The organism is Burkholderia anthinoferrum, from assembly GCF_002925705.1.
Lineage (GTDB): Bacteria > Pseudomonadota > Gammaproteobacteria > Burkholderiales > Burkholderiaceae > Burkholderia > Burkholderia semiarida.
In genome coordinates this window covers 1-25578 of record NZ_LFZP01000019.1, presented here as the reverse complement: position 1 = coordinate 25578, position 25578 = coordinate 1, and the positions used below count along the sequence as shown (strand labels likewise).

At 66.2% G+C, this 25578-nt stretch carries 18 protein-coding genes and 2 pseudogenes; 12 read left to right on the top strand and 8 right to left on the bottom strand.

From position 1 onward, the window contains the following. Window positions 1-81: 81 nt before the first annotated feature. The 4 genes from ileS to dut all read left to right on the top strand — a co-directional run bounded on the left by ileS (window position 82) and on the right by dut (window position 5201). On the top strand, window positions 82-2919 hold the full coding sequence (ileS, locus tag C5F75_RS05170; RefSeq protein ID WP_104011949.1) for an isoleucine--tRNA ligase: 2838 nt from the start codon (window positions 82-84) through the stop codon (window positions 2917-2919). A gap of 2 nt (window positions 2920-2921) precedes the next feature. After that, window positions 2922-3422: a signal peptidase II gene (gene lspA / locus C5F75_RS05165; protein WP_059646204.1), complete on the top strand. Its 501-nt coding sequence runs from the start codon at window positions 2922-2924 to the stop codon at window positions 3420-3422. 67 nt (window positions 3423-3489) lie between these two features. Continuing rightward, a complete protein-coding gene (coaBC, locus tag C5F75_RS05160) occupies window positions 3490-4701 on the top strand; it encodes a bifunctional phosphopantothenoylcysteine decarboxylase/phosphopantothenate--cysteine ligase CoaBC (RefSeq protein WP_059646201.1) in 1212 nt (403 codons plus the stop codon). A gap of 53 nt (window positions 4702-4754) precedes the next feature. After that, a complete protein-coding gene (gene dut / locus C5F75_RS05155; protein WP_060966753.1) occupies window positions 4755-5201 on the top strand; it encodes a dUTP diphosphatase in 447 nt (148 codons plus the stop codon). Between the two features lie 31 nt (window positions 5202-5232). On the opposite strand, the gene C5F75_RS05150 is transcribed toward dut, so the two are convergent. From C5F75_RS05150 to clpS, 3 genes are all read right to left on the bottom strand, one after another. Then, window positions 5233-6612, bottom strand: a complete 1380-nt coding sequence (locus C5F75_RS05150; RefSeq protein WP_104011989.1) for an amino acid permease — start codon at window positions 6610-6612, stop codon at window positions 5233-5235. Between the two features lie 103 nt (window positions 6613-6715). Next, window positions 6716-9016 (bottom strand): ATP-dependent Clp protease ATP-binding subunit ClpA, encoded by a 2301-nt coding sequence (gene clpA, locus C5F75_RS05145; protein WP_059576869.1) that lies wholly within the window; start codon window positions 9014-9016, stop codon window positions 6716-6718. Beyond that, entirely contained in the window at window positions 9013-9327 is a 315-nt protein-coding gene (clpS, locus tag C5F75_RS05140; protein ID WP_006398529.1) for an ATP-dependent Clp protease adapter ClpS, read from the bottom strand. Before clpS ends, clpA begins: the two co-directional genes overlap by 4 nt. Before the next feature lie 547 nt (window positions 9328-9874). On the opposite strand from clpS, the gene C5F75_RS05130 reads away from it, so the two are divergent. After that, entirely contained in the window at window positions 9875-10078 is a 204-nt protein-coding gene (locus tag C5F75_RS05130) for a cold-shock protein (RefSeq protein ID WP_004196460.1), read from the top strand. Between the two features lie 272 nt (window positions 10079-10350). On the opposite strand, the gene C5F75_RS05125 is transcribed toward C5F75_RS05130, so the two are convergent. The 3 genes and pseudogenes from C5F75_RS05125 to C5F75_RS05120 all read right to left on the bottom strand — a co-directional run bounded on the left by C5F75_RS05125 (window position 10351) and on the right by C5F75_RS05120 (window position 14291). Continuing rightward, entirely contained in the window at window positions 10351-11661 is a 1311-nt protein-coding gene (locus tag C5F75_RS05125; RefSeq protein WP_258048544.1) for a YadA family autotransporter adhesin, read from the bottom strand. Continuing rightward, a pseudogene (locus C5F75_RS37120) lies at window positions 11662-12249 on the bottom strand (hypothetical protein); the annotation flags it as partial. It lies immediately after the preceding gene. A gap of 434 nt (window positions 12250-12683) precedes the next feature. Then, window positions 12684-14291, bottom strand: coding sequence for a multicopper oxidase family protein (locus tag C5F75_RS05120; protein WP_104011947.1), 1608 nt, complete (start codon window positions 14289-14291; stop codon window positions 12684-12686). Between the two features lie 599 nt (window positions 14292-14890). Here C5F75_RS05120 and C5F75_RS05115 point away from each other — a divergent pair. Next, complete coding sequence (locus C5F75_RS05115) at window positions 14891-15115, top strand: hypothetical protein (RefSeq protein WP_006490888.1); 225 nt, start codon at window positions 14891-14893, stop codon at window positions 15113-15115. Between the two features lie 123 nt (window positions 15116-15238). On the opposite strand, the gene C5F75_RS05110 is transcribed toward C5F75_RS05115, so the two are convergent. After that, window positions 15239-17467 carry an NADP-dependent isocitrate dehydrogenase gene (locus tag C5F75_RS05110; protein WP_104011946.1) on the bottom strand — a complete coding sequence of 743 codons (2229 nt, stop codon included), beginning with the start codon at window positions 17465-17467 and terminating at the stop codon, window positions 15239-15241. Window positions 17468-17749: 282 nt separating this feature from the next. Next, the gene (gene icd / locus C5F75_RS05105) at window positions 17750-19006 is read right to left on the bottom strand and encodes an NADP-dependent isocitrate dehydrogenase (protein WP_006478026.1); all 1257 of its coding nucleotides are present in this window, start codon (window positions 19004-19006) and stop codon (window positions 17750-17752) included. 277 nt (window positions 19007-19283) lie between these two features. Between icd and C5F75_RS05100 the strand changes: the two genes are divergently transcribed. The 6 genes and pseudogenes from C5F75_RS05100 to C5F75_RS37490 all read left to right on the top strand — a co-directional run. Further along, window positions 19284-19862, top strand: a complete 579-nt coding sequence (locus C5F75_RS05100; RefSeq protein WP_059576881.1) for a pseudouridine synthase — start codon at window positions 19284-19286, stop codon at window positions 19860-19862. Between the two features lie 282 nt (window positions 19863-20144). After that, window positions 20145-20357: a hypothetical protein gene (locus C5F75_RS05095; protein WP_006398520.1), complete on the top strand. Its 213-nt coding sequence runs from the start codon at window positions 20145-20147 to the stop codon at window positions 20355-20357. A 160-nt stretch (window positions 20358-20517) separates the two neighbouring features. Beyond that, window positions 20518-21018: a DUF192 domain-containing protein gene (locus C5F75_RS05090; protein ID WP_034208197.1), complete on the top strand. Its 501-nt coding sequence runs from the start codon at window positions 20518-20520 to the stop codon at window positions 21016-21018. A gap of 215 nt (window positions 21019-21233) precedes the next feature. Further along, window positions 21234-23345 (top strand): elongation factor G, encoded by a 2112-nt coding sequence (gene fusA, locus C5F75_RS05085; protein ID WP_059576886.1) that lies wholly within the window; start codon window positions 21234-21236, stop codon window positions 23343-23345. 133 nt (window positions 23346-23478) lie between these two features. Then, the gene (locus C5F75_RS05080) at window positions 23479-24528 is read left to right on the top strand and encodes a HoxN/HupN/NixA family nickel/cobalt transporter (protein WP_059576889.1); all 1050 of its coding nucleotides are present in this window, start codon (window positions 23479-23481) and stop codon (window positions 24526-24528) included. A gap of 289 nt (window positions 24529-24817) precedes the next feature. Continuing rightward, a pseudogene (locus C5F75_RS37490) lies at window positions 24818-25578 on the top strand (hypothetical protein); the annotation flags it as partial.

Sequence of the window (25578 nt, the reverse complement as noted above, 5' to 3'; positions counted from 1 at the left end):
GCCGCACCCTCGCGCGCCTGCTCGCGCGCCTACCCGATTCACGACGCCCGAGCGTCCCCCGATTTAGATAGCGATCCCATCATGAGCAACAAGAAAGCCGATTCGAAACCGCAGGCCAAGTATCCGGTCAACCTGCTCGACACGCCGTTCCCGATGCGCGGCGACCTGCCCAAGCGCGAGCCGCAGTGGGTCAAGGAGTGGGAAGAGCGCGGCATCTACGACAAGATCCGCGCGGCCAGCAAGGGCCGGCCGAAGTTCATCCTGCACGACGGCCCGCCGTATGCGAACGGCGACATCCACCTCGGCCACGCGGTCAACAAGATCCTGAAGGACATCGTCGTCAAGTCGCGCAACATGGCCGGCTTCGACGCGCCGTACGTGCCGGGCTGGGACTGCCACGGCATGCCGATCGAAATCCAGATCGAGAAGCAGTTCGGCAAGTCGCTGCCGGCGGCCGAAGTGATGAGCAAGGCGCGCGCGTACGCGACCGAGCAGATCGAGAAGCAGAAGGTCGGCTTCAAGCGCCTGGGCGTGCTCGGCGACTGGGCCAACCCGTACAAGACGATGAACTTCGTGAACGAGGCGGAAGAGATCCGCGCGCTCGGCAAGATCATCGAGAAGGGCTACGTGTATCGCGGGCTGAAGCCGGTGAACTGGTGCTTCGACTGCGGCTCGGCGCTCGCGGAAGCGGAGGTCGAGTACAAGGACCGCACCGACCCGACGATCGACGTGATGTTCGCGTTCGCGGAGCCGGAAAAGACCGCGCACGCGTTCGGCCTGCCGGCGCTGCCGCGCGCCGAAGGCGGCATCGTGATCTGGACCACCACGCCGTGGACGATTCCCGCCAACCAGGCGCTGAACCTCCACCCGGAAATCGTCTACGCGCTGGTCGACACCGAGCGCGGGCTGCTGATCATCGCGCAGGAGCGCGTCGAAGCCTGCATGGCCGACTTCAAGCTGACCGGCCGCGTCGTCGCGACCGCGCCCGGCGTGAAGCTCGCGAACCTGCGCTTCCACCACCCGCTCGCGTCGGCCCACCCCGGCTACCAGCGCACCGCGCCCGTCTACCTCGGCGACTACGTGACGACCGACACGGGTACGGGCGTCGTGCACTCGTCGCCCGCGTACGGCATCGAGGACTTCCAGTCGTGCAAGGCGCACGGGATGACCGATTCCGACATCATCAACCCGGTGATGGGCGACGGCCGCTACATCGAGTCGCTGCCGCTGTTCGGCGGCCTGTCGATCTGGGACGCGAACCCGAAGATCGTCGACGCGCTGAACGCGGCCGGCTCGCTGCTGCGCAGCGAGAAGTACACGCACAGCTACATGCACTGCTGGCGCCACAAGACGCCGATCATCTACCGCGCGACGTCGCAATGGTTCGCCGGCATGGACGTGGCGCCGCGCGACGGCGGCAAGACGCTGCGCGAGACGGCGCTCGAAGGCGTCGACGCGACCGCGTTCTACCCGTCGTGGGGCAAGCAGCGCCTGTTCAGCATGATCGCGAACCGTCCCGACTGGACGCTGTCGCGCCAGCGCCAGTGGGGCGTGCCGATGGCGTTCTTCGTGCACAAGGAAACCGGCGAGCTGCACCCGCGCACGCTCGAGCTGCTCGAGGAAGTCGCGAAGCGCGTCGAGCAGTCGGGCATCGAGGCATGGCAGTCGCTCGACCCGCGCGAGCTGATCGGCGACGACTCGAACCTGTACGAAAAGAACCGCGACACGCTCGACGTGTGGTTCGACTCGGGCACGACGCACTGGCACGTGCTGCGCGGCTCGCACAAGGATCAGCTGCAGTTCCCGGCCGACCTGTACCTCGAAGGCTCCGACCAGCACCGCGGCTGGTTCCACTCGTCGCTGCTCACGGCATCGATGCTCGACGGCCGCGCGCCGTACAAGGGCCTGCTCACGCACGGCTTCACGGTCGACGGCGAAGGCCGCAAGATGAGCAAGTCGCTCGGCAACGGCATCGACCCGCATGAAGTCGCGAACCGCCTCGGCGCGGAAATCATCCGTCTGTGGATCGCGTCGACCGACTACTCGGGCGAGCTCGCGATCTCCGAGGAAATCCTGAAGCGCGTGACGGAAGGCTATCGCCGCATCCGCAACACGCTGCGCTTCCTGCTCGCGAACCTGTCGGATTTCGACTTCGCGCAGCACGCGGTGCCGGTCGACGAATGGCTCGAGATCGACCGCTACGCGGTCGCGTTCTCGCAGCAACTGCAGACGGAACTGCTCGGCCACTACGAGAAGTACGAGTTCCACCCGGTCGTCGCGAAGCTGCAGACGTACTGCTCGGAGGATCTCGGCGGCTTCTACCTCGACGTGCTGAAGGATCGCCTGTACACGAGCGCCGCCGATTCGCGCGCGCGCCGCTCCGCGCAAACGGCGCTGTACCACCTGACGCAAGGCCTGCTGCGCGTGCTCGCGCCGTTCCTGTCGTTCACGGCGGAAGAAGCGTGGAAGGTGTTCCAGCCGGCGAGCGACACGATCTTCACGGAGACCTACTATGCGTATCCGGAAGTCGCCGGCGCGGCCGCGCTGATCGAGAAGTGGGCGCTGCTGCGCGACGTGCGCGGCAACGTGACGAAGGCGCTCGAGGAAGCGCGCACCGCGAACCGCATCGGTTCGTCGCTGCAGGCCGAAGTGGCCGTGCATGCGAGCGGCGCGCGCTACGACGCGCTGACGAGCCTCGGCGACGATCTGAAGTTCGTGCTGATCACGTCGGCCGCGACGGTCGTCAAGGTCGACGACGACGCGCAGGAAAGCGTCGACGTGGCCGCGTCGAAGTACCAGAAGTGCGAACGCTGCTGGCACTACCGCGAAGATGTCGGCGCGCACGCCGATCATCCGACGCTGTGCGGCCGCTGCTTCTCGAACCTGTTTGAAAACGGCGAAATCCGGAGCGCTGCATAAATATGGCGAAGACCCTGTCGAAACCGGCCAGCGGCGCGCTCGCGCCCTGGCTCGGCATTTCGCTGATCGTGATCCTGTTCGACCAGTTGTCGAAGATCGCGATCCTGAAAACGTTCGCGTACGGCGCGCAGCATGCGCTGACGTCGTTCTTCAATCTCGTGCTGGTGTACAACCGCGGCGCCGCGTTCGGCTTCCTGTCGGCCGCGAGCGGCTGGCAGCGCTGGGCGTTCACCGCGCTCGGCATCGGTGCGACGCTCGTGATCTGCTTCCTGCTGCGCCGTCACGGCCAGCAACGCCTGTTCAGCCTGTCGCTCGCGCTGATCCTCGGCGGAGCGCTCGGCAACGTGATCGACCGGCTCGTCTACGGTCACGTGATCGACTTCCTCGATTTCCACCTCGGCGCGTGGCACTTCCCGGCGTTCAACCTCGCCGATTCCGCGATCACGATCGGCGCGGTGCTGCTGATCTACGACGAGCTGCGGCGCGTGCGCGGCGCGCGCTGAGCGCGCATACTCCGTGTCGACGGCCGGCTTCGCGCCGGCCGTTCCGTTTGACCCCAGGAGGCCTGAGTTGGCACACGCAGAACTCGCAGGAAAACACCTCGTTCTCGGCCTGACGGGCGGCATCGCCTGCTACAAGATCGCCGAGCTCACGCGGCTGCTCGTGAAGGCCGGCGCGACCGTGCAGGTCGCGATGACCGACGCCGCCACCCAGTTCATCACGCCGGTCACGATGCAGGCGCTGTCGGGGCGGCCCGTCTACACGAGCCAGTGGGACGCGCGCATCGACAACAACATGGCGCACATCGACCTGTCGCGCGAAGCCGACGCGATCGTGATCGCGCCCGCGTCGACGGATTTCCTCGCGAAGCTCGCGCACGGGTTCGCCGACGATCTGCTGTCGACGCTGTGCGTCGCACGCGACTGCCCGCTGCTCGTCGTGCCCGCGATGAATCGCCAGATGTGGCAGAACCCGGCCACGCAACGCAATGCCGCGCAACTGCGCGCGGACGGCGTATCGGTGCTCGGCCCGGACTCGGGCGCGCAGGCATGCGGCGAAGTCGGCGACGGCCGCATGCTCGAACCCGAGGCGATCTATGAAGCGATCGTCGCGCACTTCGCGCCGAAGGTGCTCGCGCACCGGCGCGTGCTGATCACGGCCGGGCCGACGTTCGAGCCGCTCGACCCGGTCCGCGGCCTGACGAACCGCTCCAGCGGCAAGATGGGCTTCGCGCTCGCGCGCGCCGCGCAGCAGGCGGGCGCCGACGTGCATCTCGTCGCCGGGCCGGTCGCGCTCGACACGCCGTGGGGCGTGACCCGCCAGGACGTGCAGACCGCGCAGCAAATGTACGACGCGGTGATGCAGGCGGTCGCCGATGCCGACATCTTCATCGCGGTGGCGGCGGTCGCCGACTGGCGCGTCGACCAGCCGGCCGAGCACAAGATGAAGAAGACGGCCGACCGCAAGATGCCGGCGCTCGCGTTCGTCGAGAACCCCGACATCCTCGCGTCGGTCGCCGCGCTGCCCGATCCGCCGTTCTGCGTCGGCTTCGCGGCCGAAAGCGGCGACCTCGACGTGCACGGCGACGAGAAGCGCAAGCGCAAGAACGTGCCGCTGCTCGTCGGCAACCTCGGCCCGCTGACGTTCGGGCGCGACGACAACGAAGTCGTGCTGTTCGAGGCCGCCGGCCTCACGCGCCTGCCGCGCGCGCCCAAGGACGAACTCGCGCACGCGCTCGTCGCGGAAATCGCGAAGCGCCTGCCCGACAATCGCCTGATCTGATCCCGCGCGGCGGCACTGGCCGCCGCGCCCTTCCCGACCGATTCGACGACCGCATGAAACTCGACCTGAAGATTCTCGACGCGCGCATGCGCGACTACCTGCCCGCCTACGCGACCACCGGCAGCGCCGGCCTCGACCTGCGCGCGTGCCTCGACGCCCCGGTCACGCTGAAGCCGGGCGAAACCACGCTCGTGCCGACGGGCCTCGCGATCCACCTCGCCGATCCCGGCTATGCGGCGCTGATCCTGCCGCGCTCGGGCCTCGGCCACAAGCACGGGATCGTGCTCGGCAATCTCGTCGGCCTGATCGATTCCGACTACCAGGGCCAGTTGATGGTCTCGACGTGGAACCGCGGCCAGACCGAATTCGTGCTGAACCCGTTCGAACGGCTCGCGCAGCTCGTGATCGTGCCGGTCGTGCAGGCGCAGTTCAACATCGTCGACGAATTCACCGAGAGCGATCGCGGCGAAGGCGGCTTCGGCAGCACCGGCCGCCACTGAGCCACGCAGCACGAAAAGCCGGGCCGCACGATCAGCGCGCGTGCCGGTGCCGGTAATGCAGCGCGTAGGCGAGCGTCAGCAGCACGACGAACACGACGCCGACCACCATCGTCATCCGGAATTCGCGCGTGAAAGCGGTCGTCAGCAGGATCGCCGCGACGAGCGCCGCGCCGAGCAGGCTGCCGAACGGGTGCCCCCACATCCGGAACGCGAGCGTAGGGCCCCGATACTTCGAACGGAAGCGCAGGTGCGTGACGAAGATCATCAGCCACGTAAACAGCGCGCCGAACATCGCGATCGCCATCATCACCGTGAACGCGGTGTCGGGCGCCAGCGCAACCAGCACGGCGGCCACCGCGACGCCGCTCGTCGAAATCCATAGCGCGGCGCGCGGCACGCCGTTCGCGCCCAGCCGGCCGAATACCGCCGGCGCGAGGCGCGCGCGCGACAGACTGAACATCATCCGCGTCGTCACGTAGAGCTGGCTGTTCATCGCCGACAGCGCCGCGATCAGCAGCACGAAGTTGATCACGCCCGCCGCATACGGCACGTGCGTCGCGGCCATCACCTTCACGAACGGGCTTTCGTCGGTGCCGGCCTGCGTCCACGGCACGATCGCCAGCATCAGCGACAGCGTCAGCAGGTAGAACAGCACGAGCCGGAACACGGTCGAGCGGAAGGCGCGCGTGACCGCGTGCTGCGGATCGCGCGCCTCGCCGGCCGCGATCGCGACGGCTTCGATGCTCATGTAGCTGAAAATCGCGACGATCACCGCGACCCAGGTACCCCAAGGCCCCTTCGGCATGAAACCGCCGTGCGCGGTGTAGTTCGCGAAACCGACGCCCGATGCGGCCGGCGCCGACCACACGAGAAACGCGCCGAGCACGATGAACACGACGATCGCCGCGATCTTCAGCAACGAGAACGCGTATTCGACCGTCCCGTACAGCGTGACGCTGGCGAGATTCACCGCGATCAGCAGCGCGGAGAAGCCGATCACCCAGTACCAGCCGGGCACGGCCGGAAACCAGTACTTCATGAACACGGCGATCGCGCTGATCTCGGTGCCGATCGCGAACACGACCGCGAACCAGTACGCATAGCGCACCAGGAAGCCCGCGAGCGGGCCGACGTAATGCTCGGCATACGCGCCGAACGAGCCGGCCGTCGGATGCGCGGCGGTCATTTCCGCGAGCGCGCCCATCAGCAGCAGCGCGATCAGCGCGCCGATCGCATAGGAAACCAGCACGCTCGGGCCGGCGAGCCCGATCGCGAACCCGCTGCCGAGGAACAGCCCCGTGCCGATCGCGCCGCCGATCGCGATCATCGCCATCTGCCCCGACGTCAGCGCGTGGCGCAACCCTTGTTCGCGCGCGACGATATCGTCGAACGACCGTTGTTGTTGTGTCACTGCGTTACCACTCCCCTGCACCACCATCGCGCCGCCGGCGCCGGATAAAACGAAACGGCGCGGAGAACTTCCCGCGCCGTTCGCATGAACAACGAATGATCGCTTACTCGACTTCGACCGTCTCTTCGTTCGGCTTGTGCGGCGGATTCGCCAGCTTGTCGAACGACAACTGCACCTTGTCGCTTTCGTCGACGTCGACGGTCACATGACCGCCGTTGACGAGCTTGCCGAACAGCAGTTCGTCGGCCAGCGCGCGCCGGATCGTGTCCTGGATCAGCCGCTGCATCGGCCGCGCGCCCATCAGCGGGTCGAAGCCGTGCTTCGCGAGATGCTTGCGCAACGCGTCGGTGAAGAGCGCGTCAACCTTCTTCTCGTGCAGCTGTTCCTCGAGCTGGATCAGGAACTTGTCGACCACACGCATGATGATTTCCTCATCGAGCGAGCGGAAGCTGATGATCGCATCCAGGCGGTTGCGGAATTCCGGCGTGAACAGGCGCTTGATGTCGGTCATCTCGTCGCCCGTTTCGCGGCGCGTCGTGAAACCGATCGTCGCCTTCTGCATCGACTCGGCGCCCGCGTTCGTCGTCATGATGATGATGACGTTGCGGAAATCCGCCTTGCGGCCGTTGTTGTCCGTCAGCGTGCCGTGGTCCATCACCTGCAGCAGCACGTTGAAGATGTCCGGATGCGCCTTCTCGATTTCGTCGAGCAGCAGCACGCAATGCGGCTTCTTCGTGACGGCTTCGGTCAGCAGGCCGCCCTGGTCGAACCCGACGTAGCCCGGCGGCGCGCCGATCAGCCGGCTCACCGCGTGACGCTCCATGTATTCCGACATGTCGAAGCGGATCAGCTCGATGCCGAGCGTGAACGCGAGCTGGCGCGCCACTTCGGTCTTGCCGACACCCGTCGGGCCGGAGAACAGGAACGCGCCGATCGGCTTGTCCATCTTGCCGAGGCCCGCGCGCGCCATCTTGATCGAGGCCGCGAGCGCATCGATCGCCGGATCCTGGCCGAACACGACGCTCTTCAAGTCGCGATCGAGCGTCTGCAGCTTGCTGCGATCGTCCTGCGACACGCTCTGCGCCGGCACGCGCGCGATCTTCGAGATGATTTCCTCGATCTCGCCCTTGCCGATCGTCTTCTTCTGCTTCGACTTCGGCAGGATCCGCTGCGCGGCGCCCGCCTCGTCGATCACGTCGATCGCCTTGTCCGGCAGGTGACGGTCGGTGATGAAGCGCGCCGACAGTTCGGCCGCGGCCGACAGCGCACCCGACGAGTACTTGACGCCGTGATGCTCCTCGAAGCGCGACTTCAGCCCGCGCAGGATCGCGACCGTCTGCTCGACGCTCGGCTCCGTCACGTCGACCTTCTGGAAGCGCCGCGACAGCGCCGCATCCTTCTCGAAGATGCCGCGGTACTCGGTGAACGTCGTCGCGCCGATGCACTTGAGCGTGCCCGACGACAACGCCGGCTTCAGCAGGTTCGATGCATCGAGCGTGCCGCCCGACGCGGCGCCCGCGCCGATCAGCGTATGGATTTCGTCGATGAAGAGGATCGCGTGCGGCCGCTCCTTCAACTCCTTCAGCACCGTCTTCAGACGCTGCTCGAAATCGCCGCGATACTTGGTGCCCGCGAGCAGCGCGCCCATGTCGAGCGAATACACCTGCGCGTTCGCGAGGATGTCCGGCACTTCGCCGCGGGTGATCCGATACGCGAGCCCTTCGGCGATCGCGGTCTTGCCGACGCCGGCTTCGCCGACGAGCAGCGGGTTGTTCTTGCGGCGACGGCACAGCACCTGCACGACGCGCTCGACCTCCGGCTCGCGGCCGATCAGCGGATCGATGCGGCCGTCCTTCGCCATCTGGTTCAGGTTCTGCGTGAACTGCGCGAGCGGCGTTTCCTTCTGCGCGTTCGCGTCCTCGCTTTCCGCGTTCGCGTCGGTCGACTTCGCGGCTTCGCCGCTGTTCGTCTTCGCGATACCGTGCGAAATGAAGTTCACCACGTCGAGACGCGTGACGCCCTGCTGCTGCAGGTAGTAGACGGCGTGCGAATCCTTCTCGCCGAAGATCGCGACCAGCACGTTCGCGCCGGTGACTTCCTTCTTGCCGTTCGACGTCGACTGGACGTGCATGATCGCGCGCTGGATCACGCGCTGGAACCCGAGCGTCGGCTGGGTATCGACATCGTCGGTGCCCGGGACGGTAGGTGTGTTGTCGTGGATGAAATTGCGCAGGTTCTGACGCAAGTCCTCGATGTTGGCCGCACACGCGCGCAACACCTCGGCTGCCGTCGGATTATCCAGCAGGGCCAGCAGCAGGTGCTCGACCGTAATGAACTCATGGCGCGCCTGGCGTGCTTCCATGAACGCCATGTGCAGGCTGACTTCCAATTCCTGGGCAATCATGCTTCCTCCATCACGCACTGCAGCGGATGCCCTGCCTGCCGCGCATGGGTAACGACTTGCTCAACCTTGGTCGACGCGATGTCCCGCGTATAGACCCCACAAACCCCTCGCCCTTCGCGATGGACCTTCAGCATGATCTGCGTGGCCGTCTCGCGATCCTTCTTGAAATACTCCTGGACCACCATCACGACGAATTCCATCGGCGTGAAGTCGTCGTTCAGCAGCACCACCTTGTACATCGAAGGCGGCTTCAGCTTCTGCTGCTTGCGTTCCAGGACGGTACTGTCCTGCTTGTCCGGGATAATCGCCATACACCCATTCTAAACAACTCGGACAGGCCCGCAATCCTGCCATTACCCGACCGACCGGCCGGCGCCCTCCCCGGTATCCCGGAACACGCGATCGCCCTCGCGCCATACGAAAGCCGGCTGCGGTGCCGGCTTTCACGCATGGCGCGGAACACGAACCGTCAGTGGGAGTCGCACCGGAACGTCGTGTCCGCATCCAGTATCCCACAAGCCGGGACGACTCGAACGCGTGTCACTCGAGCCTGGTATATGAGCCGATTATGCGGCTTTTCAAGCCCCCGCGCTTGGCCACATGCTGCAAAGCAAAGCCGGAAAAACCCTGAAAATGGGTTCTTTACAACGACCCTCCAACCGTCTAAAAATTCCACTTGACACTCCAATAAAGAGCGCCAACAATCAAGCTGGCACTTTTTTCAATTCGTCTGACGGCGAAATGAAAGAGGCCGAAGGTGAGCTTGTGAGGGGGGAACGGCTGTATTTTCCGGTCGTTTAGCTTTTCGAGCGTGCTCGTGGTAAGTAGCAGCGACTGTGTGACAGGGGAAGTAGGAAAATGGCAACTGGTATCGTTAAGTGGTTCAACGACGCGAAGGGCTTCGGTTTCATCACTCCCGACGAGGGCGGTGAAGATCTGTTTGCGCACTTCTCGGCCATCAACATGCAGGGTTTCAAGACCCTCAAGGAAGGCCAGAAGGTAAGCTTCGAGGTCGTCCAAGGCCCGAAGGGCAAGCAGGCTTCGAATATCCAGGCTGCCTGAAGGCAACGGATTTCGGATGAAGAAACCCGGCATATGCCGGGTTTCTTTTTTTGTGGCGCATCTTTCAAAGCGCCAATGCATCGGCGATTTGATTGCCGTTTTCATACAATCGCGGCGCGCAATATACGATTGTCGCGCCAAAGATGCGAATGCGTGGCGCATGAAAAACGGGCGCGCCGCCGAAGCGCCGCGCCCGCCCGATACCCGCACTTGCTGGCGACACGTGCGGCGTACCGGATCCGACACGCCGGCAACGCCGCCGGCGCCATTCGTTACCAGCTGTACGACGCGCCCGCGCCCCACGTCGTCGCCGCGGAGCTAAAGCCGGCGCCGATCTTCATCTTCAGGTTCTCGCGGAGCCGGACCGACGCGCCGAACGCGCCGGCCTGATAGCCGAGATAGCTGCCAAAGCCCATGCCGACGGCAATCGTCTTGCCGGGATCGACATCCGGAATCATCGTCAGCGCGGTGGCCGCCGCGACGCCGCTGTAGGCACGTCGCGCGACCGCGTTGAGTTGACGGAGGTTCACGGCATCCGAAGGCAGCACGGCGTCCGCGAGGTTGGCGATCTTCCTCTCGTTCGTCGGCGTGCCCACCGACACGGTATTGTCACGATCCGCCACCGAGCCGCTCCCCAGCGCCACGGAGTTCGCGCCGGTCGCGACCGCGTCCGTACCGATTGCCGTGCTGTGCGCGCCGGCCGCCGATGCCCCCGAGCCGAGCGTCACGCTGCCGTTGCCGGCCGCGACCGCGCCCGTGCCAACCGCGACGCTGCGCGCGCCGAGCGCCTGGGCGCGCACGCCGTTCGCCATGCTCGCGTCTCCCGTTGCGGCCGCTGCCGCGCCCAGCGCCATGCTGTTGTCCGCGCCCGCCAGCGCGCCGACACCCACCGCGGTGCTGTTCGCACCCGATGCGTACGCACCGGCTCCGGCCGCGAGACTCGCATTGCCGGCCGCCGCGGCCTGCGCGCCAAGCGCCGTACCGTTCACGCCCGACGCCGTCGCGCCGGTGCCGGCCGCCATGCTCTGCTCGGCGCTCGCATTCGCGCCCTTGCCGAGCGCGACGCTCGCGTCGCCCGTCGCCGACGCCGAATTGCCGAGCGCCGTGCCGTCCACACCCGCGGCCAACGCGTTCACGCCGACCGCCGAGCCGTTCGCGCCCGATGCCGTCGCGCCGGTGCCGGCCGCCATGCTCTGCTCGGCGCTCGCATTCGCGCCCTTGCCGAGCGCGACGCTCGCGTCGCCCGTCGCCGACGCCGAATTGCCGAGCGCCGTGCTGTCCACGCCCGCCGCCGACGCGTTCACGCCGACCGCCGAGCCGTTCGCGCCCGATGCCGTCGCGCCGGTGCCGGCCGCCATGCTCTGGTCGGCGCTTGCGTTCGCGCCCTTGCCGAGTGCGATGCTCTCATCGCCCGTGGCCGATGCCGAATTGCCGAGCGCGGTGCTGTCCACACCCGCCGCCGACGCATTCACGCCGACCGCCGAGCTGTTCGCGCCCGATGCTGTCGCGCCCGTGCCAGCCGCCATGCTCTGGTCGGCGCTTGCGTTCGCGCCCTTGCCGAGTGCGATGCTCTCATCGCCCATGGCCGATGCCGAATTGCCAAGCGCCGTGCTATCCACACCCGTCGCCGACGCATTCACGCCGACCGCCGAGCTGTTCACGCCCGATGCCGTCGCGCCGGTGCCAGCCGCCATGCTCTGGTCGGCGCTTGCGTTCGCGCCCTTGCCGAGTGCGATGCTCTCATCGCCCGTCGCCGATGCCGAATGGCCGAGCGCAGTGCTGTCCACACCCGTCGCCGACGCGTGCACACCCACCGCCGAGCTGTTCACGCCCGATGCCGTCGCGCCGGTGCCTGCCGCCATGCTCTGGTCGGCGCTTGCGTTCGCGCCCTTGCCCAGCGCGACGCTCGCGTCGCCCGTCGCCGACGCCGAATTGCCGAGCGCCGTGCTGTCCGTGGCGGACGCGTTCGAGTTTTTCCCGAGCGCGACGCTGTTTTGCCCCGTGCCGGGTGACGGCAACGAAGAATTGGCAAGCCTGTCGTTGATGTTGTTGATCGATCCGGCCAGCGAATCGGCCGTCGCGCCCAACCGGCCGACTGCGTTGCTCAATTGATCGATCTGCTCCTGCAACGACAGTTGAGCGCGCGCATCCGTGGCCAACAGACTCGACATGCCAATCACACTTGCCGCGATGGTACGCAAGGTCAGAACGCGCACGGCACGCTTTTCGTTCATCAGACCGCCCATCGGGTTTCTTATTAATTTCATAAGAGTCCTAAATACTTGATTTCGTCACTCATGGCGCGACATCGTTTGAATTCAAGAGAAACGGATATCGTCTTGCGCCCGCGTCAATACCGCGCAACGTCATGGCGACACCGGCGATGCCCGCCCGCATGGGCCGGCACCGTAGCGCGTCATGGAAATTGCACTCGACCGAGTATAGGGACCGTCAACTCAAAAGAATATGAGCCAAGTACGAAATTAAGCGCTGTCCGATTGCGTGGATATCGAACATCGGATGCGTCTGAACAGGAATGGCCGCTGTGCGATCGCGGGACGATCGATCCGCCGTCAAACCAGCCCGACGGCGGATCGATCCGGCATCACATCACCTTCAGCGTTCCCATCATCCCGAGATCCTCGTGTTCGAGGATGTGGCAGTGAAACATGCGCTCGCCGGACATCTCCTGCGTGGTGAGGATCGTCACGGTTTCGCCGCTGCGCACGTTCACGGTATCACGCCATGCGCGGAACGGCTCGGGGATGCGCGAGCCGTTCGACGCGCGCTCGATCACCTGAAACTGCGTGCCGTGCAAATGGAACGGGTGATCCATGTCGGTGGCGTTGTGGATCTCCCAGCGCTCGACGTCGCCACGGCGGCTCGTCAGCGTCGCGCGATGCGGCGCGTACGTATCGCCGTTGATCGTGAAGCGCATGCCCGCCGGGCGGCCGTGCGCCGCCCCCTTCATCATCGCGTCCATGTCCATTTCCTCGCCGAACGCGACCGTCTTGTGCGCGACCGGTTCGCCCAGCGGCGGCACCGTGCGCAGCGTGGCAGGCAGCGCGCGGGCCTCGGCGGGCGCGAACGCGACATCGGCCAGCGCCAGCGCCGGATCGGGCGGCAGGCTGCCGTGACCGTCGTCGTGCGACATCGCCATCTTGCGGCGGTCGTACTCCGCCGCCTGCAGCACCGCGCGGGACACACGATCGCCGGCACGCACCAACAGTTCCGCGCGCTCGCCCGGCGCAATCAGCAGCGACGTCACGCGCCGCGGCGCGTCGAACAGCCCGCCGTCGGTGCCCACCTGCTCGAACGCGCGACCGTCGTCGAACGCGATGCGCAGGTAGCGTGCGCTGCACGCGTTCCAGACACGCCAGCGTTCGTCGCCCGCGACGTCGATGCGCGGCCGGCGCGCACCGTTGACCAGCACGAACTGGCCTTCGCGGCCGTTCATCCAGTCCATCATGTCGTTCGGCGCGATCGTGCCGTCCCGCGCAAGCTTCAGATCCGACACGAACAGGTGGCGCTCGGGCCAGCCGGCAAGCGGATCCTCCGCGGCGCGCACGACGAACGGGCCGGCCAGCCCGCGAAACACCTGCTCGGCGGTCATCATGTGCGGATGCGGGTGGTACCAGTACGTACCGGCGCTACCCTTCGGCAGCGTGAAGCGATACACGCGCGACGCGCCGTGCGCGACCGGATCGGACGGGTTGCCGTCCTGGTCGGGCGGCACGGGCAGGCCGTGCCAGTGGATCGTCGACGGCTGCGGCAGCTTGTTCACGAACCGGATTTCGACCGTATCGCCCTCGCGCACGTCGATCAGCGGGCCGACGACGGGGCCTTGCGTGCCCGGGCCGAACTGCCAGAACGGGGTCGGCCGCGCACCGCGCAGCAGCGCTCGCGCCACCGGTTGAGCGACCAGCGTGGCCCGGAATGTGCCGGGCTCTTGGCTTTCGTTGGCCAGCGTGCGCAACGTCGCGAGCGGCGCGCCGGCCGGCAGCGCGTCGGCGGCCGCCAGGGCAGCCGGCGCGGGCTTGCCGTGCTGCGCGTGCGCCGACATCCCTGGCATACCCGACATGCCCGGCATGTCGTCCATCGAATCCATGCCGGCCATGCCCGCGTGACCGGCATGCTGCGCCGATGCGGCGCGCGCGAACAGCGACGCGGCCGCGACACCGATGGTGCGCGACAGGAAGGTTCTCCGTCTCATCAATCGATCCTCGTTATCCGTGCAGCGCCGCGCGAGAGCGGCGGCGATCGCGTCATCATAACCGCAGGGCCGGATCGAAAAACGCCGCCGCGGGACGGGTGGCGATACGCCGCAGCACGCATCGTTACCGCGCCGGACGGCGTCACGACGGCCATCGCCGGGCGGTGTTTCGGCACGCATGGCGCCGCCCCTTCGCACATTCCAGCGAACGCGCTGTGCGCCTTCCGCTCGGCCCTCGCGCTCTCCGCCGCTGCAGCCGGATGCTCGCACCCGCCGATTTTTCACGATGCGGAACAAGTCACTGCGTTATAAAAATTCGTGGTGCAGGGCACAAATTTCCCGTTTCGCGATGCCGAAAAACGTTCCGCAATACAAAACGACGAAAATAATCAATTGTTTTTAAAAGGGAATTTTTGTTTCGAGAAGTCGCTCTACGCGCACCATCCGAGCGGAGCCCGGACGTAGACTTGGTTCCATGCACTGACGCTTCGCCACGACGTTCGACACGGAATCCGGCGCAAGCAGCCAGTCGGGCCACAGCCGGGCGAACCGGCGGACGGCGCAACAGAATCGCTTGTGATCAGAAAGGGAGAACGGAAATGAAGGGATTTCGCTTTGGTTCAGCGCTCGGGTCGTTCTACATCCTGCCGGGTAACGGCGGCTGGGAAGCGACGTTCGGCAACGCCCTGCTCGGCGCGTTCTCGTGCCCCGAAGTGGCGGCCGACCACATCTCGCGCGGCGACTGCGAGCAACTGTCCGAACTCGACACCGCGACGCTCGAAGTGCCGCATGAAATCGCTGAATGGGAAATCGTTCACGTCTGAATGGCAACCCCGCAACGACAAACGCCCCGGGCGACCGGGGCGTTTTTCTTGAGTGCCGGGCGGCGAACGGTTCAATCCGCCGCGCCGGCACATGCAACGGCTCGCGCGAGTGCGCGGCCGGCGTCACGCGACCGCGTCGACGATGCCGTTCAGCGTCGCGCTCGGGCGCATGGCCTGGCTCGTCAGCTCGACGTTCGGACGGTAGTACCCGCCGATCGCCTGCGGCTTGCCTTGCGCGGCCGCCAGTTCTTCCAGGATGCGCGCCTCGTTGTCCGACAGCGCCTTCGCCACACCTTCGAACTGCGCCTTCAGCGCGGCGTCCTCGCTCTGCTCGGCCAGCGCCTGCGCCCAGTACAGGCACAGGTAGAAGTGGCTGCCGCGGTTGTCGAGGCCGCCGACCTTGCGCGCCGGCGACTTGTTCTCGTCCAGGAACTTGCCGGTCGCCTGGTCGAGCGTCTTCGCGAGCACGAGCGCCTTCGCGTTCTGGTACGCGTTGCCGAGGTGTTCGAGCGACGCGGCCAGCGCGAGGAATTCGCCGAGCGAATCCCAGCGCAGGAAGCCTTCTTCGACGAACTGCTGCACGTGCTTCGGCGCCGAGCCGCCCGCCCCCGTTTCGAACATCCCGCCGCCGGCCATCAGCGGCACGATCGACAGCATCTTCGCGCTGGTGCCGAGTTCCATGATCGGGAACAGGTCGGTCAGGTAGTCGCGCAGCACGTTGCCGGTGACCGAGATCGTGTCCTTGCCCGCACGGATGCGCTCGAGCGAGAAACGCGTCGCTTCGACCGGCGTCATGATGCGGATGTCGAGGCCGTTCGTGTCGTGATCCTTCAGGTAGCGTTCGACCTTCGCGATGATCTGCGCATCGTGCGCGCGCGCCGGATCGAGCCAGAACACGGCCGGGGCGCCGGTCGCGCGGGCGCGGTTGACCGCGAGCTTGACCCAGTCCTGCACCGGTGCGTCCTTCGTCTGGCACATGCGCCAGATGTCGCCCGACTCGACCGCGTGCTCGAGCAGCACGTTGCCGGCTTCGTCGATGACCCGCACGACACCGTCCGCCGGAATCTGGAACGTCTTGTCGTGCGAACCGTATTCCTCGGCCGCCTGCGCCATCAGGCCCACGTTCGGCACGCTGCCCATCGTGACCGGATCGAACGCGCCGTGCTGCTTGCAGTCCTCGATCACGGCCTGGTACACGCCCGCGTAGCAGCGGTCCGGAATCACGGCCTTCGCGTCGTACAGTTGACCGTCCGGGCCCCACATGCCGCCCGAATCGCGGATCATCGCCGGCATCGACGCGTCGACGATCACGTCGCTCGGCACGTGCAGGTTCGTGATGCCCTTGTCCGAGTTGACCATCGCGAGGCGCGGGCGCACCGCGTACTCGGCCTTGACGTCCGCTTCGATCGCCTCGCGCGTGTCGGCCGGGAGATCCTTCAGGCGCGCGTAGAGGTCGCCGATCCCGTTGTTCGGGTTGAAGCCGGCTTTCGCCAGCACGTCCGCGTGCTTGGTGAGCGCGTCGCGGTAGAACACCGACACGAAGTGGCCGAACAGGATCGGGTCCGAGACCTTCATCATGGTCGCCTTCAGGTGCACCGAGAACAGCACGTCCTGCGCCTTCGCGTCGGCGATCTGCGCTTCGATGAAGCTGCGCAGCGCGTTGCGGCTCATCACCGATGCGTCGATCACTTCACCGGCCTTCACGGCCGTCTTTTCCTTCAGCACCTTCTTCGCGCCGTCGGTGGTCGTCAGTTCGATCTTCACGCTGCCGGCCGCTGCGATCAGCGCCGACTTCTCGCTGCCGTAGAAGTCGCCTTCGGTCATGTGCGCGACGTGAGCCTTCGACGCGGACTTCCACGCGCCCATCTTGTGCGGATGCTTGCGTGCGTAGTTCTTGACCGACAGCGGCGCGCGGCGGTCGGAGTTGCCTTCGCGCAGCACCGGGTTCACCGCGCTGCCCTTGATCTTGTCGTAGCGCGCCTTGACGGCCTTCTCTTCGTCCGTCGACGGATCTTCCGGATACGCCGGCAGCGCGTAGCCCTGCGCCTGCAGTTCGGCGATCGCGGCCTTCAGCTGCGGCACCGATGCGCTGATGTTCGGCAGCTTGATGATGTTCGCTTCCGGCTTCAGCGTGAGCTGGCCCAGCTCGGCCAGATCGTCGGAACCCTTCTGCTCCGACGGCAGGATGTCTGCGAATGCCGCGATGATGCGGCCGGCGAGCGAGATGTCGCGCGTTTCGACGGCGACGCCGGACGAACGCGTGAAGGCCTTGACGATCGGCAGCAGCGAATAGGTCGCGAGCGCGGGCGCTTCGTCGGTGAGGGTGTAGATGATCTTGGGCGAAGTGGACATGGTGGTCAAAGCATTGCTACGTGATGGTGGGACTGAAGAGCGCCGGCGGTAACCGGCGGGGAGCGACCGGGTCGATCGCGAAAGGGGCGCGCCGGCTCAGCCGGGCGGTGGTGTTGCGAGGGCCGTCATGTTCTACCTTGCAGGGCCTGCGGGCCGCATCGCGGCGCCGCGGCCCGGATGCCGGGCCGCCCTGCCAACAAACCTGCCATCCACGAAACGCTCCGGCGCCGGCAGTCAGCGCCGGGGCGGCCGGCATCGTGCCGGCCCACCCCGGAAGGGGTCTTACATGTTCTCGATCAGCACTTCGCCGAAGCCGGAGCACGACACTTGCGTCGCACCTTCCATCAGGCGCGCGAAGTCGTACGTGACGCGCTTCTGCAGGATCGACTTCTCCATCGCGGCGATGATCGTGTCGGCTGCTTCCGTCCAGCCGAGGTGGCGCAGCATCATTTCCGCCGACAGGATCTCGGAACCCGGGTTCACGTAATCCTTGCCCGCGTACTTCGGCGCCGTGCCGTGCGTCGCCTCGAACATCGCGACCGAATCCGACAGGTTCGCGCCCGGCGCGATCCCGATGCCGCCGACCTGCGCGGCCAGCGCGTCGGAGATGTAGTCGCCGTTCAGGTTCAGCGTCGCGATCACGTCGTATTCGGCCGGGCGCAGCAGGATCTGCTGCAGGAACGCGTCGGCGATCGAATCCTTGATCACGATCTCGTTGCCCGTCTTCGGGTTCTTCACGCGCATCCACGGGCCGCCGTCGATCAGCTCGCCGCCGAATTCCTTCTGCGCGAGCGCGTAGCCGGCGTCACGGAACAGGCCTTCCGTGAACTTCATGATGTTGCCCTTGTGCACCAGCGTGACCGACTTGCGATCGTTGTCGATCGCGTACTGGATCGCCTTGCGCACGAGACGCTCGGTGCCTTCGGTCGACACGGGCTTGACGCCGATCCCGGAGGTTTCCGGGAAGCGGATCTTCTTCACGCCCATCTCGTCCTGCAGGAACTTGATCACCTTCTTCGCCTGCTCGGAGCCCGCGGCCCATTCGATGCCCGCGTAGATGTCTTCCGAGTTCTCGCGGAAGATCACCATGTCGATCTTCTGCGGCTCGCGCACCGGCGACGGCACGCCCTTGAAGTACTGGACCGGGCGCAGGCACACGTAGAGGTCGAGCTCCTGGCGCAGCGCGACGTTCAGCGAACGGATGCCGCCGCCGACCGGGGTCGTGAGCGGCCCCTTGATCGACACCACGTATTCCTTCAGCACCTGCAGCGTTTCGTCCGGCAGCCACACGTCCGGGCCGTACACCTTGGTCGCCTTCTCGCCCGCGAAGATCTCCATCCAGTGGATCTTGCGCTTGCCCTTGTACGCATGCGCGACCGCCGCGTCGACGACCTTGATCATGACCGGCGTGATATCGAAGCCCGTACCGTCGCCTTCGATATAGGGAATGATCGGCTGATCGGAAACGTTGAGCGAGAAGTCCTTGTTGACGGTGATCTTGTCACCGCCCTCCGGAACCTTGATGTGCTGATACGGCATGATCGACTCCAGTGACGTGGCTGAGCAGGTGATGCTGGTCGAAGCTGCGCGCGCGACGGGGGCGCGGCATGGCCACCCCGTGACGGCAACAGCGAGCCGCTATTCTAGCGCCCCAACCGGGCACTTCGGCGCGAACCGCGGCACTGCGTATCAAGACCTCACTTATGTCTTATATAAGACAGAGGACTTGCCGTTCCGTATTATGCATTAAGATTCCGCCATTTGCCATAGACCGCCCGCCCCCGCTCCGTGCGGGGCGCCGGGCGGCCGCCCTGCCATGAACCTGATCGCCCTCAACAAGCCGTTCGGCACGATTTGCCAGTTTTCCGCGCACGAGACGCGGCCGTCGCTCGGCGACTGGGTAAAAACGCCCGGCGTGTACGCGGCCGGCCGGCTCGATGCGGACAGCGAGGGGCTGCTGCTGCTCACCGACGACGGCGCGCTGCAGGCGCGCATCGCGGAGCCGCGCCACAAGCTCGTGAAGCGCTACTGGGCGCAGGTCGACGGCGCGCCGGGGCCGGCCGACCTGAAGGCGCTCGCGCGCGGCGTCGATCTCGGCGACTACGTGACGCGCCCGTGCCGCGCCGAATTCATCGAGCCGCCCGACACACTGTGGCCGCGCAATCCGCCGATTCGCTACCGCGCCGCGATCCCGACCACGTGGATCGAGCTCGCGATCACCGAGGGCAAGAACCGGCAGGTGCGCCGGATGACGGCGGCCGTCGGCTTTCCGACGTTGCGCCTGGTGCGCGTCGGCATCGGCGCGCTCGATATATTCGCGCTCGGCATTGCGCCGGGCGAAACAATCGCGCTGCCGCCGCGCGCGCCGTGGGACGGTTTCGCAGCCGCCGGGTAGCGAATCCAGGGCGCGCGAATTTTTCGTCGTCTTTTTCGTCAACCGCGCGCGCAGATCGCGCGTTAAACCACGCAGATGCCAACCTTAGCTATCCGGCATTGGCAGCCGAACCCCGTGTTTGCGTCACGAAAGCGACGTTTTATTCGAATACGATTCGGCGCCCGCAGCGCAAAGAGAAATTTCTCGAAGCGTCTGTCAACCGAAAGGTGGATGGCACCGTTAGACGACATGACTCCTATTGCCGGGTCATTTGGTTAATTAACTAAAGCTGAGGAACACAACATGAACAAACTGATCGCCGCTCTGGTCGCTGGTCTCTTCGCAACGGCTGCTTTCGCACAAGCATCGGCTCCGGAAGCTGCTTCGGCTGCTGCTCCGGCAGCTGCTTCGGCACCGGCAAAGCACAAGGCTGCCAAGAAGCACCACGCCAAGAAGCACCACGCAGCGAAGAAGGCAGCTAGCGAAGCCGAAGCTCCGGCAGCTGCTTCGAACTAAGTAAGCAGGCTGTAATAACGCAGTCAAGAACACGCAGTCCTGCCGTTCTTACGGCGTTGAAAGGCAGATCACCGCAAGGCGATCTGCCTTTTTCTTTTTTGTGCCCGCCGCCGCGCATCGCGTACCATGCGGGTCTTGCTTTCCAGACAGGAGCCATGCTGTGCCATTCTCCCTGCGCCCGTCGCTCGGCCGCCTTGCGCGCGCCGCCGTGTTTCCCGCCGCGCTCGCCGTTCTCGCGCTCGGCATGCAGGCCGCCGGCGCGCAAGTGCCGCCCGGCGCCAAGCAGCCGAGCGAGTTCCCGCGCGTGAAGCTGCGCGCCGGCATGTACGTGATCGACGCGGCCGTCGCCGCGAACGACGCCGACCGCGAACAGGGGCTGATGTACCGTTCGCAGCTCGCGCCGAACGAAGGCATGCTGTTCGTCTTCAACGAGAACGCCGTGCACTGCTTCTGGATGAAGAACACGCTGATTCCGCTGTCGATCGCGTTCATCCGCGCGGACGGCACGATCACCGACATCGACGAGATGAAGGCCGAGACGACCGACAACCACTGCCCGCGCAACAACGGCGTCTATGCGCTCGAGATGAGCAAGGGCTGGTTCGCCGCGAAGGGCATCAAGCCGGGCATGAAGCTCGACGGGCTGCCCAAGCCGCAGTAACCACCCATGCCGCGGCGGCGGCGCGCGTCGACCCGAGCCGGCCGCTCGCAGCGCGCCGGCTTTTTTTTCGCCCGCCCGCGGCGCCCGCCTTGATTCGGCACACGCTGCCCGCATCTGCAAAAGCCACGGACAAGCGCTATCCTTTAAATCTCGCTTGTTCCAGTCCGGGCCGGCCCAGCCGGCCCCCTTACGATCCGAACCACCAGGAGGTTCACGTGCCCCGCAAAACCCCCATCGAGCGCTATCGAAACATCGGGATCAGCGCTCACATCGACGCCGGCAAGACCACGACGACCGAGCGCATCCTGTTTTACACCGGTGTGAGCCACAAGATCGGTGAAGTGCACGACGGCGCGGCCACGATGGACTGGATGGAGCAGGAGCAGGAACGCGGCATCACGATCACGTCGGCGGCGACCACGGCCTTCTGGAAGGGCATGGCCGGCAACTATCCGGAACACCGGATCAACATCATCGATACGCCCGGGCACGTCGACTTCACGATCGAGGTCGAGCGCTCGATGCGCGTGCTCGACGGCGCGTGCATGGTCTACGACTCGGTCGGCGGCGTGCAGCCGCAATCCGAGACCGTGTGGCGCCAGGCGAACAAGTACAAGGTGCCGCGCATCGCGTTCGTCAACAAGATGGACCGGATCGGCGCGGACTTCTTCCGCGTGCAGAAGCAGATCGGCGAGCGCCTGAAGGGCGTCGCCGTGCCGATCCAGATTCCGATCGGCGCAGAGGACCATTTCCAGGGCGTCGTCGATCTCGTGAAGATGAAGGCGATCGTGTGGGACGACGAAAGCCAGGGCGTGAAATTCACGTACGAGGACATCCCCGCGAACCTCGTCGATCTCGCGCACGAATGGCGCGAGAAGATGGTCGAGGCCGCGGCCGAAGCGAGCGAGGAACTGCTCGAGAAGTATCTGCACGACCATGAATCGCTGACCGAGGACGAGATCAAGACCGCGCTGCGCCAGCGCACGATCGCCAACGAGATCGTGCCGATGCTGTGCGGCAGCGCGTTCAAGAACAAGGGCGTGCAGGCGATGCTCGACGCGGTGATCGACTACCTGCCGTCGCCCGTCGACGTGCCCGCGATTCTCGGGCACGACTTCGCCGATCCGGAGAAGCCGGCGGAACGCCACCCGAGCGACGACGAGCCGTTCTCGTCGCTCGCGTTCAAGATCATGACCGACCCGTTCGTCGGCCAGCTGATCTTCTTCCGCGTGTATTCGGGCGTCGTCGAGTCGGGCGACACGGTGCTCAACGCGACGAAGGACAAGAAGGAGCGGCTCGGCCGGATCCTGCAGATGCACGCGAACGAGCGCAAGGAAATCAAGGAAGTGCGCGCGGGCGACATCGCGGCGGCCGTCGGCCTGAAGGAGGCGACCACCGGCGACACGCTGTGCGACCCGGCCAAGCCGATCATCCTCGAGAAGATGGAATTCCCGGAGCCGGTGATCTCGCAGGCCGTCGAGCCGAAGACGAAGGCCGACCAGGAAAAGATGGGCCTCGCGCTGAACCGGCTCGCGCAGGAAGATCCGTCGTTCCGCGTGCAGACCGACGAAGAGTCCGGCCAGACGATCATTTCGGGGATGGGCGAGCTTCACCTCGAAATCCTGGTCGACCGGATGAAGCGCGAGTTCGGCGTCGAGGCGACGGTCGGCAAGCCGCAAGTCGCCTATCGCGAAACGGTGCGCACGACGGCGGCCGACGTCGAAGGCAAGTTCGTCAAGCAGTCGGGCGGTCGCGGCCAGTACGGCCACGCGGTGATCACGCTCGAGCCGAACCCGGGCAAGGGCTACGAGTTCCTCGACGAGATCAAGGGTGGCGTGATTCCGCGTGAATACATCCCGGCGGTCGACAAGGGTATCCAGGACACGCTGAAGTCGGGCGTGCTCGCGGGCTACCCGGTCGTCGACGTGAAGGTGCATCTGACGTTCGGTTCGTACCACGACGTCGACTCGAACGAAAACGCATTCCGGATGGCCGGCTCGATGGCGTTCAAGGAGGCGATGCGCAAGGCGAAGCCCGTGCTGCTCGAGCCGATGATGGCCGTCGAGGTCGAGACGCCCGAGGACTTCATGGGCAACGTGATGGGCGACCTGTCGAGCCGGCGCGGCATCGTGCAGGGAATGGAGGACATCGCGGGCGGCGGCGGCAAGCTGGTGCGCGCCGAAGTGCCGCTCGCGGAGATGTTCGGCTATTCGACGTCGCTGCGCTCGGCCACGCAAGGCCGTGCGACGTACACGATGGAATTCAAGCATTACGCGGAAACGCCGGCGAACGTGTCGGAAGCCGTGATCAACGCGAAGACGAAGTAAGCACTGCTCACCCGCGCGCGGTCGCGGGTACGCGAAGCCCGTCCGGTTCCGGACGGGCTTTTTTTCGTCCGGCGCACACGGCGAATCGCGGCCCTTTTTGATCGGCGCGCCGAGCTTTTTTTCGCGTGCCACAATGGATGGCGATTCGTCAGATGGAACCCGCCCGATGCCGCCCACCCCCACCCCTGCCCTGCGCCGCCTGCTGACCCTCTATGCCGGCCTGATCGCCGCGAACGTCGCCGTCTGGCTGTGGGCGCTCGCGGTGCTGCGCGACCATCCGCTGCTGCTCGGCACCGCGGCGATCGCGTACGGGCTCGGGCTGCGTCATGCGGTCGACGCGGATCACATCGCCGCGATCGACGTCGCGACGCGCAAGCTGATGCAGGACGGCCAGCGTCCGGTGAGCGTCGGCCTGTTCTTCTCGCTCGGCCATTCGACGATCGTGATCGTCGCGACGCTCGGCATCGCGCTGACCGCGTTCGCGCTGCGCGACCGGTTCGACGCATTTCGCGAAATCGGCGGCACGATCGGCACGGCCGTATCGGCCACCTTCCTGCTGGTGCTCGCGTGCGTGAACCTGATGATCCTGCGCGACGTGTGGCGACGCTATCGCGGCGCATCCGGGCATACGCACGACGGCGCGCACGACCATCGTCCCGCCGGACTCGTATCGCGGTTGCTGCGCCCGCTGTTCCGGTTCGTGTCGAAGAGCTGGCACATGTACCCGGTCGGCGTGCTGTTCGGGCTAGGTTTCGATACTGCAACCGAAATCGGCCTGCTCGCGATCGCCGCCGCGCAGGCGAGCCAGGGCCTCCCGGTCTATACGGTCATGCTGTTTCCGGCGCTGTTCACCGCCGGCATGACGCTGATCGACTCGACCGACAACGTGCTGATGATTCGGGCATACGGCTGGGCGATGGACGATCCGCAGCGCAAGCTGCTCTACAACGCGAGCATCACGTTCGTGTCGGCGGCCGTCGCGCTGGCGATCGGCGGGATCGAGGCGGCCGGCCTGCTGGCCGACAAGCTGGCGCTGTCGGGCCCCGTGCGCGACACGCTCGATGCGATCGGCGAACGCTTCGGCTCGATCGGCTACGGCATCGTCGCGCTGTTCCTCTTCTGCTGGATCGCGTCGATCCTGTTCCACCGCTGGCAACGCGCGGCCGACGCGCCGGCGCGCTGAACGACGCCCCTACGTTTCATTCCGGAAACAAAACGCCTCCCAACGGTGCTGCATGCGCGCTCGCGCGACTGCGCACGCCTTTCGTCACGGCCCTGAGCGGCCGATGGCACGAATCTCGCAGAGTGGGATCCGCACGGCGGGCCCGCGTGCCGATCCGCGTCCGCGGCTGGCGTCAAGCGCCGGCCCGAACGTCATCGGCCGACGATAGGACAACGAATCTTCTGAGCCCCCTGCACTACACGTAAATCGTCGCGCGGCAACGAGGCATCGCGCGCATGGGGAGGCCATGATGCATAAAACGACACAACCGTTCCGCGCGGCGGGACGGCGCCCTCGTGCAACCTTGCTGGCCGCAGCCGCGTTGGCGTGCTGCTGCTCGTATGCCGTCGCACAAAACACGACACCCGACTCCGCGTCCGACACGAACGCCAGTGCGGACACCATCATGACGCTGGTCGAGAACGCCTCGCCGTGCGCCGCCGATCCGGCTGGATGCGCGGCGCACGTCTATGCCGGCCGGGGCGCCGGTAATGGCGGTCCCGGCGCGAGCGGCAGCGGCGGCGGAAATGGTGGTGGGACAGGTAGCGGCAGTGGCAACGGGAACGGTAGCGGCGGAAACAACGGGAACGGCGCCGTCGGACCTGCCGGTGTCGGGGGAACGACGGGGGGAACCTCAGGCAGCCCGGGCGGCACAGGCCGCGGCGGCAACGCGTCGGGCAACGGCGGTTCAGGTGGCGGCTCTTCCGGTGGCGGTACTTCGGGTGGCGGTACTTCCGGTGGCGGTACTTCGGGAGGCGGTACTTCGGGTGGCGGCACTTCGGGTGGCGGTACTTCGGGTGGCGGCACTTCGGGTGGCGGTACTTCGGGTGGCGGTACTTCGGGTGGCGGTACTTCGGGTGGCGGTACTTCGGGTGGCGGTACTTCGGGTGGCGGTGGCCACGGTGACGGCGGTGGTGGCGGTCACGGAGGCGGTCACGGCGGTGGTCACGGTGGCGGTGGCGGTGGCGGTGGCGGTGGCGGCGGCGGCGGCGGCGGCGGCGGCGGCGGCGG

What these genes read in the sequence shown, in the direction of transcription:
- ileS (WP_104011949.1), top strand. Translation starts at nt 82, where the DNA reads ATGAGCAACAAGAAAGCCGATTCGAAACCGCAGGCCAAGTATCCGGTC.
- lspA (WP_059646204.1), top strand. Translation starts at nt 2,922, where the DNA reads ATGGCGAAGACCCTGTCGAAACCGGCCAGCGGCGCGCTCGCGCCCTGG.
- dut (WP_060966753.1), top strand. Translation starts at nt 4,755, where the DNA reads ATGAAACTCGACCTGAAGATTCTCGACGCGCGCATGCGCGACTACCTG.
- clpA (WP_059576869.1), bottom strand. Translation starts at nt 9,016, where the DNA reads ATGATTGCCCAGGAATTGGAAGTCAGCCTGCACATGGCGTTCATGGAA.
- clpS (WP_006398529.1), bottom strand. Translation starts at nt 9,327, where the DNA reads ATGGCGATTATCCCGGACAAGCAGGACAGTACCGTCCTGGAACGCAAG.
- C5F75_RS05130 (WP_004196460.1), top strand. Translation starts at nt 9,875, where the DNA reads ATGGCAACTGGTATCGTTAAGTGGTTCAACGACGCGAAGGGCTTCGGT.
- C5F75_RS05125 (WP_258048544.1), bottom strand. Translation starts at nt 11,661, where the DNA reads ATGGGCGATGAGAGCATCGCACTCGGCAAGGGCGCGAACGCAAGCGCC.
- C5F75_RS05120 (WP_104011947.1), bottom strand. Translation starts at nt 14,291, where the DNA reads ATGAGACGGAGAACCTTCCTGTCGCGCACCATCGGTGTCGCGGCCGCG.
- C5F75_RS05115 (WP_006490888.1), top strand. Translation starts at nt 14,891, where the DNA reads ATGAAGGGATTTCGCTTTGGTTCAGCGCTCGGGTCGTTCTACATCCTG.
- C5F75_RS05110 (WP_104011946.1), bottom strand. Translation starts at nt 17,467, where the DNA reads ATGTCCACTTCGCCCAAGATCATCTACACCCTCACCGACGAAGCGCCC.
- icd (WP_006478026.1), bottom strand. Translation starts at nt 19,006, where the DNA reads ATGCCGTATCAGCACATCAAGGTTCCGGAGGGCGGTGACAAGATCACC.
- C5F75_RS05100 (WP_059576881.1), top strand. Translation starts at nt 19,284, where the DNA reads ATGAACCTGATCGCCCTCAACAAGCCGTTCGGCACGATTTGCCAGTTT.
- C5F75_RS05095 (WP_006398520.1), top strand. Translation starts at nt 20,145, where the DNA reads ATGAACAAACTGATCGCCGCTCTGGTCGCTGGTCTCTTCGCAACGGCT.
- C5F75_RS05080 (WP_059576889.1), top strand. Translation starts at nt 23,479, where the DNA reads ATGGATGGCGATTCGTCAGATGGAACCCGCCCGATGCCGCCCACCCCC.